Origin of the sequence: Citrobacter sp. RHBSTW-00524 (assembly GCF_013747755.1) — a bacterium.
Taxonomy (GTDB): domain Bacteria; phylum Pseudomonadota; class Gammaproteobacteria; order Enterobacterales; family Enterobacteriaceae; genus Citrobacter; species Citrobacter braakii.
The window spans coordinates 3,679,432-3,694,167 of the sequence record NZ_CP056421.1; the positions used below are offsets into that span (position 1 = coordinate 3,679,432).

The 14,736-nt window shown below is 50.1% G+C and carries 15 protein-coding genes; 10 read left to right on the forward strand and 5 right to left on the reverse strand.

The features are described 5' to 3' along the window. The 4 genes from citX (at window position 1) to rna (ending at window position 3,835) form a co-directional block, all read left to right on the forward strand. A complete protein-coding gene (gene citX / locus HV229_RS17875; RefSeq protein WP_094760678.1) occupies window positions 1-555 on the forward strand; it encodes a citrate lyase holo-[acyl-carrier protein] synthase in 555 nt (184 codons plus the stop codon). Further along, the gene (gene citG, locus HV229_RS17880) at window positions 524-1,429 is read left to right on the forward strand and encodes a triphosphoribosyl-dephospho-CoA synthase CitG (protein ID WP_181546057.1); all 906 of its coding nucleotides are present in this window, start codon (window positions 524-526) and stop codon (window positions 1,427-1,429) included. The genes citX and citG overlap by 32 nt, the downstream gene beginning before the upstream one ends. A 25-nt stretch (window positions 1,430-1,454) precedes the next feature. After that, window positions 1,455-2,918, forward strand: coding sequence for a citrate/succinate antiporter CitT (gene citT, locus HV229_RS17885; RefSeq protein ID WP_016152219.1), 1,464 nt, complete (start codon window positions 1,455-1,457; stop codon window positions 2,916-2,918). Between the two features lie 110 nt (window positions 2,919-3,028). Continuing rightward, entirely contained in the window at window positions 3,029-3,835 is an 807-nt protein-coding gene (gene rna / locus HV229_RS17890) for a ribonuclease I (protein ID WP_181546059.1), read from the forward strand. Between the two features lie 41 nt (window positions 3,836-3,876). Here the strand turns inward: rna and HV229_RS17895 are convergent, their stop codons facing one another. After that, entirely contained in the window at window positions 3,877-4,500 is a 624-nt protein-coding gene (locus HV229_RS17895) for a flavin reductase family protein (RefSeq protein ID WP_016155958.1), read from the reverse strand. Between the two features lie 96 nt (window positions 4,501-4,596). Beyond that, on the reverse strand, window positions 4,597-5,427 hold the full coding sequence (locus HV229_RS17900; protein ID WP_181546061.1) for an alpha/beta hydrolase: 831 nt from the start codon (window positions 5,425-5,427) through the stop codon (window positions 4,597-4,599). Between the two features lie 275 nt (window positions 5,428-5,702). On the opposite strand from HV229_RS17900, the gene rnk reads away from it, so the two are divergent. Together rnk and uspG are read left to right on the forward strand one after the other, a co-directional pair. Beyond that, the gene (rnk, locus tag HV229_RS17905) at window positions 5,703-6,113 is read left to right on the forward strand and encodes a nucleoside diphosphate kinase regulator (RefSeq protein ID WP_005120853.1); all 411 of its coding nucleotides are present in this window, start codon (window positions 5,703-5,705) and stop codon (window positions 6,111-6,113) included. Between the two features lie 187 nt (window positions 6,114-6,300). After that, complete coding sequence (gene uspG / locus HV229_RS17910; protein ID WP_016152215.1) at window positions 6,301-6,729, forward strand: universal stress protein UspG; 429 nt, start codon at window positions 6,301-6,303, stop codon at window positions 6,727-6,729. A 250-nt stretch (window positions 6,730-6,979) separates the two neighbouring features. On the opposite strand, the gene ahpF is transcribed toward uspG, so the two are convergent. Both ahpF and ahpC read right to left on the reverse strand, forming a co-directional pair. Next, window positions 6,980-8,545, reverse strand: a complete 1,566-nt coding sequence (gene ahpF, locus HV229_RS17915) for an alkyl hydroperoxide reductase subunit F (protein ID WP_016152210.1) — start codon at window positions 8,543-8,545, stop codon at window positions 6,980-6,982. A gap of 154 nt (window positions 8,546-8,699) precedes the next feature. Continuing rightward, entirely contained in the window at window positions 8,700-9,263 is a 564-nt protein-coding gene (gene ahpC, locus HV229_RS17920; RefSeq protein WP_004859485.1) for an alkyl hydroperoxide reductase subunit C, read from the reverse strand. A gap of 374 nt (window positions 9,264-9,637) precedes the next feature. Between ahpC and dsbG the strand changes: the two genes are divergently transcribed. The 4 genes from dsbG to HV229_RS17940 all read left to right on the forward strand — a co-directional run bounded on the left by dsbG (window position 9,638) and on the right by HV229_RS17940 (window position 13,485). Further along, window positions 9,638-10,384: a thiol:disulfide interchange protein DsbG gene (dsbG, locus tag HV229_RS17925; RefSeq protein WP_053388573.1), complete on the forward strand. Its 747-nt coding sequence runs from the start codon at window positions 9,638-9,640 to the stop codon at window positions 10,382-10,384. 205 nt (window positions 10,385-10,589) lie between these two features. Further along, entirely contained in the window at window positions 10,590-11,510 is a 921-nt protein-coding gene (locus tag HV229_RS17930) for a LysR family transcriptional regulator (protein WP_181546063.1), read from the forward strand. A 149-nt stretch (window positions 11,511-11,659) separates the two neighbouring features. Next, window positions 11,660-12,883 carry a phosphoadenosine phosphosulfate reductase gene (locus tag HV229_RS17935; protein ID WP_131351919.1) on the forward strand — a complete coding sequence of 408 codons (1,224 nt, stop codon included), beginning with the start codon at window positions 11,660-11,662 and terminating at the stop codon, window positions 12,881-12,883. Beyond that, window positions 12,868-13,485, forward strand: a complete 618-nt coding sequence (locus HV229_RS17940; protein ID WP_046275109.1) for a ParB/RepB/Spo0J family partition protein — start codon at window positions 12,868-12,870, stop codon at window positions 13,483-13,485. The genes HV229_RS17935 and HV229_RS17940 overlap by 16 nt, the downstream gene beginning before the upstream one ends. On the opposite strand, the gene HV229_RS17945 is transcribed toward HV229_RS17940, so the two are convergent. After that, window positions 13,486-14,646: a pyridoxal phosphate-dependent aminotransferase gene (locus tag HV229_RS17945; protein WP_181546065.1), complete on the reverse strand. Its 1,161-nt coding sequence runs from the start codon at window positions 14,644-14,646 to the stop codon at window positions 13,486-13,488. Window positions 14,647-14,736: the final 90 nt, after the last annotated feature.

Sequence of the window (14,736 nt, forward strand, 5' to 3'; positions counted from 1 at the left end):
ATGCGCCTGCTCCCTGAACACGCCACCCAACACGCGGTTTCGATTCCCGAGCTGCTCGCCAGCCGGGATGAGAGACAAGCAAGGCAACATGCCTGGCTGACGCGTCATCACGCGCCACTGGTCTCATTTACCGTGGTCGCACCGGGTCCGATTAAAGACAGCGCATTAACCCGTCGCATCTTTAATCACGGCGTCACCGCCCTGCTCGCGCTGGCGGAAAAATCCACCTGGATTATCAGGGAGCAAACGGCGCTGGTTTCTGCCAGCGGTCCGGAAGGTCTTTTGTCTATTGAGGCCCCGGCCCACGATCTCAAGCTAGCCACGATTGAACTTGAGCATTCACATCCGCTGGGACGGTTATGGGACATCGATGTCCTGACCCCTGAAGGGGAAATTCTGTCCCGGCGTCATTTCGCACTCCCTGCCCGCCGCTGTCTGCTGTGCGAGCAAAGCGCTGCCGAATGCGCGCGGGGTAAAACCCACGCGCTTTCCGACTTACTCTCTCAGATGGAGGCTCTGCTGCATGATGCCGATTCCCGCAACATCAACCAATAACGCAGTCCTTCCTCTGGATCTGCCTGACGCTTACGCAACGCTTGCGTGGCGGGCCATGTTGACTGAAGTCAACCTGTCGCCCAAACCGGGTCTGGTGGATCGTATTAACAACGGCGCACATAAAGATATGGCGCTGGAAGATTTTCATCGCAGCGCTGAGGCAATTCAGACCTGGCTGCCGCGTTTTATTGAATATGGGGCGTTTAGCGCACAGCTGTCGCCTGAAGATGTGTTGAAAGGACTGCGCCCACTGGGTATGGCCTGCGAAGCCGATATGTTTCGCGCCACCGAGGGGGTAAACACCCATAAAGGGAGCATCTTTTCACTGGGGCTGCTGTGTGCCGCCATTGGCCGCCTGCACCAGCTCCAACTGACTGTTACCGCTGAAACCCTTTGCTCTACGGCAGCAACATTTTGCCGTGGCCTGACCGAGCGCGAACTGCGCCAGAACAATCAACAACTCACGGCTGGCCAACGTCTTTATCAGCAACTGGGATTAACCGGCGCACGGGGCGAAGCCGAAGCGGGATACCCGCTAGTCATCCAGCATGCCCTGCCGCACTACCGCGCACTGCTGACTCAGGGCCGCGATCCTGAACTGGCGCTACTCGACACGTTATTGCTGCTGATGTCTATCAATGGCGACACCAACGTGGCTTCACGTGGCGGCGCAGAAGGTCTGCGTTGGCTACAGCAGCAGGCCACAACTCTATTGCAGCAAGGGGGGATTCGCACCCCTGCCGATCTCGAATACCTGCGCCAGTTCGACCAACAGTGCATTGAACGCAACCTCAGCCCAGGAGGCTGCGCCGATCTGCTGATCGTCACCTGGTTCTTAGCTCAGATTTCACAAGTTCATCATTATCACAATTAAAGATCCTTTCCGGAGAATCACACACATGTCTTTAGCAAAAGATAAAATATGGAAATTACTGGCCCCATTGGTCGTAATGGGCGTCATGTTTCTTATCCCTGTCCCTGATGGAATGCCCCCGCAGGCCTGGCACTATTTTGCCGTTTTCGTGGCAATGATTGTTGGGATGATCCTGGAGCCAATCCCGGCAACAGCGATAAGCTTTATCGCCGTAACGATCTGCGTCATCGGCAGCAACTATCTGCTGTTTGATGCTTCAGAGCTGGCAGACCCGGCGTTTAAAGCGGGTAAGCAAGCGCTGAAATGGGGTCTGGCAGGCTTCTCCAGCACTACCGTGTGGTTGGTGTTTGGCGCGTTTATCTTCGCGCTGGGCTATGAAGTCACCGGTCTGGGTCGTCGTATCGCGCTGTTCCTGGTAAAATTCATGGGTAAGCGCACCCTGACGCTGGGCTACGCGATTGTCATCATCGACATTCTGCTGGCGCCGTTTACACCGTCCAACACCGCGCGAACCGGTGGTACCGTATTCCCGGTTATCAAAAACCTGCCGCCGCTGTTTAAATCATTCCCGAACGATCCGTCCGCGCGCCGTATCGGCGGATATCTGATGTGGATGATGGTAATCAGTACCAGCCTGAGCTCCTCTATGTTCGTTACCGGCGCTGCACCTAACGTGCTGGGTCTGGAATTCGTCAATAAAATTGCCGGTATTCAAATCAGCTGGTTGCAATGGTTCCTCAGCTTCCTGCCGGTTGGTATTATTTTGCTGATCGTTGCTCCGTGGCTGTCCTATGTTCTTTACAAGCCAGAAGTTACTCACAGTGCTGAAGTTGCCGCGTGGGCTGGTGATGAACTGAAAACCATGGGTAAACTGACGCGTAAAGAGCTGACCCTGATCGGTCTGGTTCTGCTCAGCCTGGGTCTGTGGGTCTTTGGCGGTAAACTGATTGATGCGACCGCTGTGGGTCTGCTGGCAGTCTCGCTGATGCTGGCGCTGCACGTTGTCCCGTGGAAAGACATCACCCGTTATAACAGCGCATGGAACACCCTGGTTAACCTCGCCACGCTGGTCGTTATGGCGAATGGTTTAACCCGTTCAGGCTTCATCGACTGGTTCGCCAACACGATGAGCTCGCACCTGGAAGGCTTCTCGCCTAACGCGACCGTGATCGTTCTGGTGCTGGTGTTCTATTTTGCTCACTACCTGTTTGCCAGCCTTTCCGCACACACCGCCACCATGCTGCCGGTTATTCTGGCCGTCGGCAAAGGCATCCCGGGCGTTCCGATGGAACACCTGTGTATCCTGCTGGTACTGTCCATCGGTATCATGGGCTGTCTGACTCCGTATGCAACTGGCCCTGGCGTTATTATTTACGGCTGCGGTTATGTGAAGTCCAAAGACTACTGGCGTCTGGGTGCTATCTTCGGCGTTATCTACATCTCTATGCTTTTGCTGGTCGGCTGGCCAATTCTGGCAATGTGGAGCTAGTCATTCGGGTTCCCGCCTGATGAAAATGATGCCAGTCAGCTAAACCTGACTGGCATTTTTTATGATTAAATAGATGATATTCAGAATTTATATAAGTATCCGAAATCATCATGACATCAACATGGCGTTATTCTTCGCTGCTGGCAGCACTTCTGCTCCCAGTTTCTGTAGCTCAGGCCGATGAACTTCAGGCAAAACAGTACGCTGATTTTGACAGCTACGTGCTGGCCCTCTCCTGGCAAACCGGATTTTGTCAGAGCCAACACGAGAGAAATCGTCAAGAGCCCGACGAATGTCGTCTGCAAAAAGAGAGCGCGGACAAAGCAGATTTCCTGACCGTTCACGGTTTATGGCCCAGCCTGCCAAAATCCATCGCCGCCCGCGGAGTAGACAACCGCCGCTGGATGCGCTTTGGCTGCGCGACTCGCCCTATTCCCAACCTGCCTGAAGCGCGCGCCAGCCGTAAATGCTCGGCTCCCGAAACGGGCCTGTCGCTGGAAAGCGCGGCAAAACTCAGTGCCGTAATGCCCGGTGCCGGCGGGAGATCCTGTCTGGAACGTTACGAATATGCCAAACATGGCGCCTGTTTCGGTTTTGATCCCGACGCATACTTCGGCACGATGGTACGGATGAATAATGAGGTTAAGAACAGCGAGGCTGGCAAATTCCTCGCGGAAAACTACGGCAAAACAGTCAGCCGCAGCGCATTTGACGCCGCCGTCGCTAAAAGCTGGGGCAGAGAGAACGTCAAAGCCGTGAAGTTAAGCTGCCACGGCAATCCGGCCTATCTCACAGAAATCCAGTTGTCCCTGAAAGCCGACACCATTAACCAGGCGTTATCCGCACAGTCATTCTTACCGCAACCGCATCCGGGTAACTGCGGTAAACAGTTTATTATCGACAAAGTGGGATACTGAAAATAACGACCGGCGCGGCAAGCTGGCGTCGGTCCATATGGTTAGCGTTTTGAACGAGCATCCGGGCGAACTAAATCAAAGCGGTGTGTTTCACTGATCGAATAATACGCCGTTGGCCCGCCCGCCCGCAGTACCGGTTTTGCTTTCGCCGTCTGGTAGATGCCGCCTTCCAGTAGCGTTTCATCAATATGAATACCCACCACTTCTCCCAGCACCAGCCAGGTTTCAACAGGCGAACCATCAGCGGTTGTCAGTTGCAGACTTTGCGATAAGCGACACTCAAAATTGACCGGGCTTTGCGCCACGCGCGGCACGCTGACTATCCGACTATCTGCCTTACTAAGCCCGGCGGCAAAAAACTCATCTTCGCCGTGAGGCAAGCTGGCTGACGTTTCGTTCATCGCGCTGGCCAGCTCAAGAGTCGTCAGATTCCAGACAAACTCACCGGTGTCGATAATATTCTGCACGCTATCTTTCCAGCCGCTACTGGCGAAACCGATAATCGGCGGATGATAATTAAAGCAGTTAAAGAAACTGTACGGTGCAAGGTTATGCCGACCATCGCTGTCGCGGGAGGCAATCCAGCCAATAGGGCGCGGTCCAATGATGGCATTCAGCGGGTCATGCGGTAAGCCGTGTCCTTGTGATGGTTGATAGAAATACATAGTGTTCTCTGTTGAAGTTAACATCAGCGCAGCACAAATTATGCTTCGCTCATCTCCCTGGAAAAAGAAGATCAGCGTAGAACAATCCGCTAAAGATTACGATTGAATAAAGTTGAGCAGATCACCGTTGATCTGTTGTTTATGGGTAGTGCAAATGCCATGCGAACCGCCAACATACACCTTCAACTGCGCGTCCGGCAGTATTTCCGCCGCAACCTTTCCGCAGGTTTCAAACGGGACAATCTGATCGTCATCACCATGGATCACCAGCGTCGGGATAGTCATCCTTTTGAGATCCTCACGCAGGTCAGTTTCTGAAAACGCGTGAATACAGTCGTACAACGCTTTGATGGAACCTTGTAAGCCCTGTTCAACAAAGCTTTCACGAACGGCTTTCGACGCATTTACGCCCGGGCGGTTGTAGCCATAGAATGCAGCGGTCAGTTCATAGAAGAAGGCAGCGCGATCGTTTATCACTCCCTCACGGATGCCATCAAACACCTCTTTCGGCACACCATTTGGGTTAAAGTCGGTCTTGATCATTATGGGCGTCACCGCGCCGATTAACACCGCTTTGGCTACCCGCTGCGTTCCATGGCGACCAATGTACCTCGCCACTTCCCCGCCCCCGGTAGAGTGTCCGACATGTACGGCATCTTTAAGATTGAGATGCGCGGTAAGTTCAGCCAGATCGTCAGCATACTGATCCATATTGTGACCATCCCAGGGTTGGGCTGAACGCCCATGCCCACGCCTGTCATGGGCGATCACCCGAAATCCTTTCGCCCCGAGGAACAGCATCTGATCCTCAAACGCATCTGCCGTCAGCGGCCAGCCATGGCTAAAGACGATAGGCTGCCCACTTCCCCAATCTTTAAAATGCAAATAGCTGCCGTCTTTCAAGGTAAGTTTGTCGTACTGGCTCATGAGATCTCCTGTCGCGGAACACTGAGTTGTTTGACGCGCCCGCAGCGAGCGCTTAAAAAGCATAATGCAAATTGGAGAACGATCGCGTTTTTCGGCTAAAATCACACCATACGCAACAATATTGATGATTTGCCTGAATGTGAACTAAATCACTTCAAACCAGGGGTAAGTCTCAGTATCATCATAAAAGCTAAACCCTTGCCGCCTGACGGTGAGGGTTTTCTTTTGGGATTATTTACCTGCGCACCCGCAGTATCGACGACATGGAGTAACAAATGTCCAGACCAACTATCATCATTAACGACCTCGATGCGGAACGCATTGACCGCCTGTTGGAGCAACCTGCGTTTGCTGGTTTACCGATTGCCGACGCCCTGAACGCCGAGCTGGATCGTGCCCAAATGTGTTCACCAGAAACCATGCCGCACGATGTCGTGACCATGAACAGCCGCGTGAAATTCCGCAATCTGAGTGATGGCGAAGTCCGTGTGCGTACCCTGGTGTATCCGGCCAATATGACTGACAGCAGCACACAGCTTTCGGTAATGGCACCTGTTGGCGCTGCACTTCTGGGCCTGCGCGTTGGCGACACCATTCACTGGGAACTACCAGGCGGGACCTCAACACACCTCGAAGTCATTGAGCTTGAGTACCAACCTGAAGCTGCGGGCGACTACCTGCGCTAACTCTGTCTTATCAAAGCCACTCGCTTTATCTTACAGGGGATGCATCCGCATCCTCTTTCCGGTTAGTCCCCAGCTCCTGACTCTCACCTTATCTCCTGTTCGCAAAACATAAATCTGTGTCGTGACTGACAGAATCATTTTTAATACTATGCTGATATGTGTTCATGTAATGACAAGGAGAATGTTTATGTACAACACAATCATAATGCCTGTTGATGTATTCGAAATGGAACTGAGCGACAAGGCTATTCGCCATGCAGAATTTCTGGCACAGGAAAACGGGGTTATCCATCTGCTGCATGTGCTGCCAGGCTCAGCAAGCTTAAGCCTGCACCGCTTTGCAGCCGATGTCCGTCGTTTTGAAGAGCATCTACAACACGAAGCGGAAACTCGTCTGCAAACGATGGTCGGTCACTTCAGCATCGATCCTTCCCGTATTAAACAACACGTCCGCTTTGGCAGCGTACGTGACGTCGTCAACGAGTTGGGTGAAGAGTTGAATGCGGATGTGGTCGTCATTGGATCGCGCAACCCATCAATCAGCACTCATCTGCTCGGCTCAAACGCTTCCAGCGTTGTTCGCCACGCTACTCTGCCAGTGCTGGTTGTACGTTAATAGTCTCTAATTTGCTAAAGAAAACCCCTGCCAGGTTAACGCCTGACAGGGGTGACCATGAAAACGTAATGCAGGTTGATATAATAAAGAAAACGCCTCATCTTTCTTTGATAAAACTAATGTTCAGACTCATTAAAGGAATGTGTTATGCGGTTTATTGTTTCAAGAATTGACAATCTGAAAGCGTGGAAATAAAAAACCGCCAGCGGATGGCTGACGGTTTTGGCATTGCAGGTGAGTCTTACTTTTTTTATGCTACTGTCGTGCGAATCAGATAATCAAACGAACTCAATGAGGCCTTCGCGCCTTCACCGGTCGCAATGATGATCTGCTTATACGGTACGGTGGTGCAGTCACCAGCGGCGAAAACCCCCTTCACGCTGGTTTCGCACTTGGCATCGATGATGATTTCACCCATGCGATTACGCTCGACGGCACCTTCCAACCAGTTGGTGTTTGGCAGCAGACCTATCTGTACAAAGATACCCGCCAGTTCCACACTGTGAACGTCGCCACTCACGCGGTCGCGATACTCCAGGCCGGTGACTTTGCTGCCATCGCCTTTCACTTCTGTCGTTTGCGCATTCAGAATAATATCGACGTTTTTCAGACTGCGAAGCTTATTCTGCAGCACCTGGTCAGCCTTCATTTCAGGTGCGAACTCCAGCAGCGTCACATGTTCAACAATGCCTGCCAGGTCAATAGCAGCTTCAACACCGGAGTTGCCGCCACCAATCACCGCAACGCGCTTGCCTTTGAACAGCGGGCCATCGCAGTGCGGGCAGTAGGTTACGCCTTTTGTGCGATACTGATCTTCACCCGGAACGTTCATGTTGCGCCATTTCGCACCGGTGGCAATGATAATGCTGCGTGCTTTGAGCACCGCGCCGGATGCCGTTTCAATCTGATGTAAACCGCCTTCCTGCGCCGCCGGAACCAGTTTACTTGCGCTTTGGCTGTCGATCACATCAACATCATAGTCATCAACGTGTGCTTTCAGCGCGCCCGCCAGTTTCTGGCCTTCGGTTTTCGGTACCGAGATGTAGTTTTCAATATCAACGGTATCAAGAACCTGACCGCCAAAACGTTCGCCCATCAGACCGGTGCGAATACCTTTACGTGCAGAGTACACTGCCGCTGCCGCCCCCGCAGGACCGGAACCGACAATCAGCACGTCATAAGCATCACGTTTGTTCAGCTCTTGTGCCGCACGTTTTTCTGCGCCGCTATCTACTTTCGCCACGATCTCAGTCAGCGTCATACGCCCCTGACCGAACTCTTTGCCGTTCATATACACCGCCGGAACGCCCATCACGTTGCGATCGGTAATTTCGTTCTGGAATGTACCGCCGTCAATCGCCGTATGCTTGATGCGTGGATTCAGTACCGACATCAGGTTCAGCGCCTGTACCACGTCCGGACAGTTATGACAGGAAAGCGAATAATAGGTTTCAAACTCAAAATCACCGTCAAGATCGCGGATCTGCTCCAGCAACGCCTGCGCCTCTTTTGACGGATGACCACCGGTCCACAGCAGCGCCAGCACCAGGGAGGTAAACTCATGGCCCAGCGGAGAACCGGCAAAGCGCGGCCCCTGGTGAGAACCTGGATTGGTAATCAAGAACGATGGCTTGCGTACCGCCAGAGTATTGTCTTCTTTAAAGGTGACTTTTTCTGACAGTTCAGCAATTTCAGTCAGCAGTTCCTTGATTTCTGCCGATTTAGCGCTGTCATCCAGCGTAGCAATCAGCTCAACAGGTTTGGTCAGTTTCTCAAGATAAGCCTTGAGCTGGGTTTTCATATTTGTGTCGAGCATTCTTCTTCCCTCTCTGAAAACATCATCATGCAAGCCGACTTTGCGGGACTGCATTAATGCAACTTGCGTCATGGTGCTGGAATGAAACAGGCGCAAACTGCGCCTGTGGAATGGCCGGATGCACTGCGTTTATCCGGCCGACAAATTATGCGACTTAAATCTTACCGACCAGATCTAAGGATGGAGCCAGGGTCGCTTCGCCTTCTTTCCATTTCGCCGGGCAAACTTCACCTGGGTGAGAGGCAACATACTGTGCGGCTTTAATTTTACGCAGCAGGTCAGACGCATCACGGCCGATACCTTCAGCGGTAACTTCGATTGCCTGGATGATACCCTGCGGGTCTACAACGAAGGTTGCGCGGTCAGCCAGACCTTCATCTTCACGCATGTTGTCGAAGTTACGGGTCAGGGCGCCAGTCGGGTCGCCGATCATCGCGTATTTGATTTTCGCGATGGTGTCAGAGCTGCTGTGCCATGCTTTGTGGGTGAAGTGGGTGTCAGTAGATACGGAATAGACATCTACGCCCAGTTTCTGCAGTTCTTCGTAGTGGTCAGCCACATCACCCAGCTCGGTCGGGCAAACGAAAGTAAAGTCAGCCGGGTAGAAGAAGAAGACGCTCCAGCGACCTTCGGTATCTTTCTCGGTTACTTCGATGAACTCACCGTTTTTGAACGCCTGGTTTTTGAAAGGTTTAATTTTGGTATTAATCAAAGACATCTGTACTTCCTCCGTGTTTTCGTTGAGAGATAAGTTAACGAAAATATCTTCGCAGGGCTAATGCGTTTCCTTTATCAAATCAATAAGCGTTAACTAACAACCCACTCAAACTCATGTTGTGAACCTAAAGATAAAAGTAAAAAAGGCCCCCTTTGCAGGGAGCCTCATTACCCGAGCTACCCGCAGGTAACGTCAGTGCCAGCAGGGCTGGCTATGTGTTGCGCTCTACATTACCTTAACAAAGGTCGTAACAGCGATTGGGATTACATCACCCCACTCAAGAAAGGGCAATCGACTGACGGTCGATCTTACCTATGGCTGCGATAGGTTTTGCAACTTAGCCCCCTTTCCTTCTGATTTTATAAGGAAAATCAATGTTTAAACGTACCTTACTCTTAACCCTGCTTCCTGCCGTGGTGCACGCCGAAGAACTTCCTGCCCCCGTTAAAGCTATTGAGAAACAGGGCATTACTATTCTGAAACCCTTCGACGCGCCCGGTGGAATGAAGGGCTACCTGGGAAAATACCAGGATATGGGCGTTACTATTTATGTTACGCCTGACGGCAAACACGCCATTTCCGGTTATATGTATAACGAAAAAGGCGAAAACCTCAGTAATACGCTGATAGAAAAAGAGATCTACGCCCCTGCCGGGCGCGAAATGTGGCAGCGAATGGAAAAAGCATCCTGGATTCTGGACGGGAAAAAAGAGGCTCCGGTCATTGTTTACGTGTTTGCCGATCCCTTCTGTCCCTATTGCAAACAGTTCTGGCAGCAGGCTCGCCCGTGGGTGGACTCAGGTAAAGTTCAGTTGCGCACATTACTGGTTGGCGTAATTAAACCCGAAAGCCCGGCTACCGCCGCAGCGATTCTGGCCGCAAAAGATCCGGCCAAGACCTGGCATGACTATGAGGCATCCGGTGGGAAAATGAAGCTACAAATCCCGACCTCCGTCTCACCGGAGCAGATGAAGGTATTGAATATCAATCAAAAGTTGATGGATGATTTAGGCGCCAACGTCACGCCGGCTATCTATTACATGAGTAAAGACGATACGTTACAACAGGAAATCGGCTTACCGGATAAGGAGAAATTAAACATTATCATGGGTAATAAATAAATGTGAAAAAATGAGTGGTTGTTATCATTCCCATGTCAATCACTCATTTAAATTAACTTTTTTGGTCAAAATTACGCAACATGTGCTATTTTTAGTTTAAATTAATAATTCATTAAGCACACAAACATAAACCACAAGAATATTCACAACTTAAAATATTTCAGAATTAAATTTTTCAAAACATGACCATCACAGGAAGGTATGTATGGCTAACCTCTATGACCTTAAAAAGTTCGATCTCAATCTATTGGTTATCTTTGAGTGTATTTATCAACATTTGAGTATCACTAAAGCTGCCGAAACTTTGTATATCACCCCCTCTGCTGTTAGCCAGTCACTGCAACGGCTACGCACACAATTTAATGACCCACTGTTTATCCGCTCCGGAAAAGGCATAACACCAACGATTATGGGGATTAACCTCCATCATCATCTTGAGAAAAATCTCAACAGTCTGGAGCAGACAATAAACATCATGAATAACTCCAGTCTGAAGAAAAAATTCATTATTTACTGTCCACAACTACCAACAATTATCAACATCGAGGAAATTATTCATTTTGTCAGAGAAGAATCGCATGTCGAAATTGAGCACCATAACATACTCATCACTGCTGAAAGTACGGAAAATCTGTTGGCTTACAGAAAAGCAGATTTAGTCATTGCTACCGCTCCAGTGAGTAATCGCTCGATAATATGCTCGCCATTTAAAACTGTCGAAACAATATTAGTTTGCAACAAAAACCATCCGAGAATTAATGGAGAAAGTACGCTTGAAACAATATTAAAAGAACAGTTCACGCAACTTATTTCTGAAGATACAGGCGTTAAGGAATACTGGCAACAAACCAGCACATTGCTGGCTAATCGAGATGTTGGCTTCCGCAGCGACTCATTAATAACGATCATTAACATTATTTCAAATACAGACATCATAGGTCTGCTACCAAGAGATATTTACGAACAATATACCGGATCATTTAATTTAAAAGAGATCTGTATCGATATTCCCTTACCAAAAATAAATTTATTTTTGATGTATAACAGAGCATCACTCAACAATACTGGCTTCGTTAATTTAATTAATAAAATAAATTATAAACATGATCAAAGGACTAACAAGTAGAACTTTACCTATTCATTTTAAATATTTATGAATTAGAGTAATTCAAAATAACCATGAATGTATTAAAACGTTGCGCCTGGAAAAAATTAGCATATCTTATTGTCAGCATTTGTTATTGTTTTAAATAATAATTTTGATATGAGTTTAATATGTCTATTTATAAAATCCCGCTTGATCAAAACGTACTGGACGCCGCTCTGGAGCGCATAACCTGGGCGCTGGAAACTCTGCCTCGGGTTTGTGTCTCTTTCTCCGGCGGGAAAGATTCAGGACTGATGCTACATCTGACAGCTATGCTTGCACGCCAACTGCATAAAAAAATTGACGTACTATTTATCGACTGGGAAGCCCAGTTTTCCTGCACTATTGATTATGTTGAGGCGCTTCGTGCACGTTATTCTGATGTCATCGAGCGCTTTTATTGGGTGGCTTTACCGCTCACCACCCAGAATTCCCTCTCTCAATTTCAGCCAGAATGGCAGTGTTGGGAACCAGGTACTCCGTGGGTTCGCCAGCCTCCCACGGATGCCATAACCGATCCAGAGTATTTCTCCTTCTATCAACCCGGCATGACCTTTGAACAATTTGTTCGCGAGTTCGCTGACTGGTATTCAGAGAAACGTCCAGCCGGCATGATGGTCGGGATCCGCGCCGATGAGTCATATAATCGTTTTGTCGCCATTGCCAATTCGCAAAAGCAGCGCTTTGCCGATGATAAACCCTGGACCACCAGCGCCCCCGGCGGGCATACCTGGTATATTTACCCGATTTATGACTGGAAAACTGCCGATATCTGGACCTGGTTCGCAAAAACCAGAATGTCGTGCAATCCCTTATACAATCTCATGTATCAGGCCGGTGTCCCAACACGTTACATGCGTATTTGTGAGCCCTTTGGCCCGGAACAGCGTCAGGGATTATGGCTATATCACGTCATTGAACCCGAGCGCTGGGCAGCCATGTGCGCCCGTGTCAGCGGTGTAAAAAGCGGCGGAATTTATGCCGGTCACGACAACCATTTTTACGGGCACCGCAAAATATTGAAACCCGAACATTTAAACTGGCAGGAATACGCCATGCTGCTACTCAACAGTATGCCGGAAACGACCGCTGAGCATTATCGCAATAAAATCGCCATCTATTTGCAGTGGTATAAGAAAAAGGGCATGGACAATATCCCGCAAACTCAGGAAAAAGATATTGGCTCAGCGGATATTCCGTCGTGGCGGCGTATCTGTAAAGTCCTGCTGAATAACGACTACTGGTGCCGGGCGCTGTCATTCAGCCCCACAAAACCCAAAAACTACCAACGTTATAATGAACGCATGAAAATAAAACGCCAGCAATGGGGAATCTTATGCAACACCGACTAACTCAAGAACTCACTGGTTTTCTTTCTGGACTGTCAGAAGAAGAGCGAATTGAAGCAATCAACCAATTCAGAATGGCTATCCACAGCGTCAGCCCTTTTCGCGAAGAGCCAGTAGATTGTGTACTATGGATTAAAAATGAGCATATCTCACCCAATGACTATAACCCCAATAACGTTGCGCCTCCGGAGAAAAAGTTGCTGCAGAAATCCCTCGAAGCAGACGGATTCACGCAGCCCATCGTGGTAGTTCACTCTACGGCGGAAGAATACGAAATTGTCGATGGTTTCCACCGTCATGAGCTAGGTAAAAGCAAACCGTCGCTGAAATCACGCCTGCATGGCTACCTGCCGGTCACCTGTTTACAGCGTGAGCGCCATGAACGCATGGCAGCGACAATTCGTCATAACCGTGCCCGTGGGCGGCATAAAATTCATGCCATGTCGGAAATCGTTCGTGAATTATCGCTACTGGGATGGAGCGCAGAGAAAATCAGTAAAGAGTTAGGTATGGACGACGATGAGGTTTTACGTCTGAAACAAATTAACGGTCTGCAAGAGTTATTTGCCGACCGTCGCTTCTCCAAAGCCTGGACAGTAAAATAACTACAGCGCAACCAGACGTTCGGCTGCCGCCAGCAGCGTCGATTCTTGCTTGGCAAAACATAGGCGAATCAGCTTATGCGGGAAAGGATCGGCGCAGAAAACCGACAACGGGATCGCGGCAACGCCCACTTCTTTGGTCAGCCACTGGCAAAACTCAACGTCGTTAAGCGTGGAGACGGCACTGTAATCGACCAGCAGAAAATAGGTGCCTTCACACGGCAAAATTTCCAGTCGGCTGTCACACAGCGCGTTCACCAACACATCGCGTTTTTTCTGATAAAAGGCTGGCAACTCACGATAGTGTGTTGGATCCTCCCGCAGCATATCCGCCAGCGCCAACTGAGCCGGCGTATTAACTGAGAACGTCAGATACTGGTGTACCTTGCGTAATTCAGCGCTAATGGCGGCAGGCGCAACGCAGTAGCCGACTTTCCAGCCGGTCATATGGTAGGTCTTCCCAAACGATGAAACGGCAACGGCGCGTTCGCGCAGCTGTGAATGCGCCAGCACGCTGGCATGTCCCTGTCCGGCGAAGCAAATGTGCTCATAAACTTCGTCGCTGATGACATAGATCTCGCATTCTTTAATTGCCTGCCACAGGGCATCAAAATCGGCGTGATGCCATACGGTGGCGGAAGGATTGTGCGGCGTGTTAAGGATCACCAGTCGGGTACGTTCGCTGAGTACAGCGCTAAATTCCTGCCAGTCGACGCGAAAAGACGGCGGTTGCAGCGCGATACGTTTAACTACGCCGCCGGATAATTCGACCGCGGGCGCATAGCTGTCGTAGCTCGGGTCAAAACAAATCACCTCATCGCCAGGACGCACCAGCGCCGTAATTGCGGCGAACAGCGCTTCTGTGGCCCCCGCCGTCACGGTCACTTCACTATTCGCATCAGGTTTATAGCCGTACAACTGCGCGGTTTTATCCGCAATGGCTTCGCGCAGCGGCTGTACGCCCGTCATCGGCGCATACTGGTTTGCGCCATGCGCGACGTGATACGCCAGACGTTCCTGCAAAAAAAGTGGGCCGTCAAAATCAGGAAATCCCTGCGAGAGATTAATGGCCTGATGCTGCTGCGCCAGCGCGCTCATTTGCGTGAAGATAGTGGTGCCAAGATTAGGCAGTTTGCTTTGCGGAATCAGCGGGTTATTACTCATTATTGTTATCCCAGCGTGTGATGTTGTGGTTGAAGCCACTATAGCACGATGCTAGTATTTGGCAATCAAGACGTTCAGACGTCTATATAA

Coding starts and splice junctions, on each gene's coding strand:
- citX (WP_094760678.1), top strand. CDS start 1: ATGCGCCTGCTCCCTGAACACGCCACCCAACACGCGGTTTCGATTCCC.
- citG (WP_181546057.1), top strand. CDS start 524: ATGATGCCGATTCCCGCAACATCAACCAATAACGCAGTCCTTCCTCTG.
- citT (WP_016152219.1), top strand. CDS start 1,455: ATGTCTTTAGCAAAAGATAAAATATGGAAATTACTGGCCCCATTGGTC.
- rna (WP_181546059.1), top strand. CDS start 3,029: ATGACATCAACATGGCGTTATTCTTCGCTGCTGGCAGCACTTCTGCTC.
- HV229_RS17895 (WP_016155958.1), bottom strand. CDS start 4,500: ATGTATTTCTATCAACCATCACAAGGACACGGCTTACCGCATGACCCG.
- HV229_RS17900 (WP_181546061.1), bottom strand. CDS start 5,427: ATGAGCCAGTACGACAAACTTACCTTGAAAGACGGCAGCTATTTGCAT.
- rnk (WP_005120853.1), top strand. CDS start 5,703: ATGTCCAGACCAACTATCATCATTAACGACCTCGATGCGGAACGCATT.
- uspG (WP_016152215.1), top strand. CDS start 6,301: ATGTACAACACAATCATAATGCCTGTTGATGTATTCGAAATGGAACTG.
- ahpF (WP_016152210.1), bottom strand. CDS start 8,545: ATGCTCGACACAAATATGAAAACCCAGCTCAAGGCTTATCTTGAGAAA.
- ahpC (WP_004859485.1), bottom strand. CDS start 9,263: ATGTCTTTGATTAATACCAAAATTAAACCTTTCAAAAACCAGGCGTTC.
- dsbG (WP_053388573.1), top strand. CDS start 9,638: ATGTTTAAACGTACCTTACTCTTAACCCTGCTTCCTGCCGTGGTGCAC.
- HV229_RS17930 (WP_181546063.1), top strand. CDS start 10,590: ATGGCTAACCTCTATGACCTTAAAAAGTTCGATCTCAATCTATTGGTT.
- HV229_RS17935 (WP_131351919.1), top strand. CDS start 11,660: ATGTCTATTTATAAAATCCCGCTTGATCAAAACGTACTGGACGCCGCT.
- HV229_RS17940 (WP_046275109.1), top strand. CDS start 12,868: ATGCAACACCGACTAACTCAAGAACTCACTGGTTTTCTTTCTGGACTG.
- HV229_RS17945 (WP_181546065.1), bottom strand. CDS start 14,646: ATGAGTAATAACCCGCTGATTCCGCAAAGCAAACTGCCTAATCTTGGC.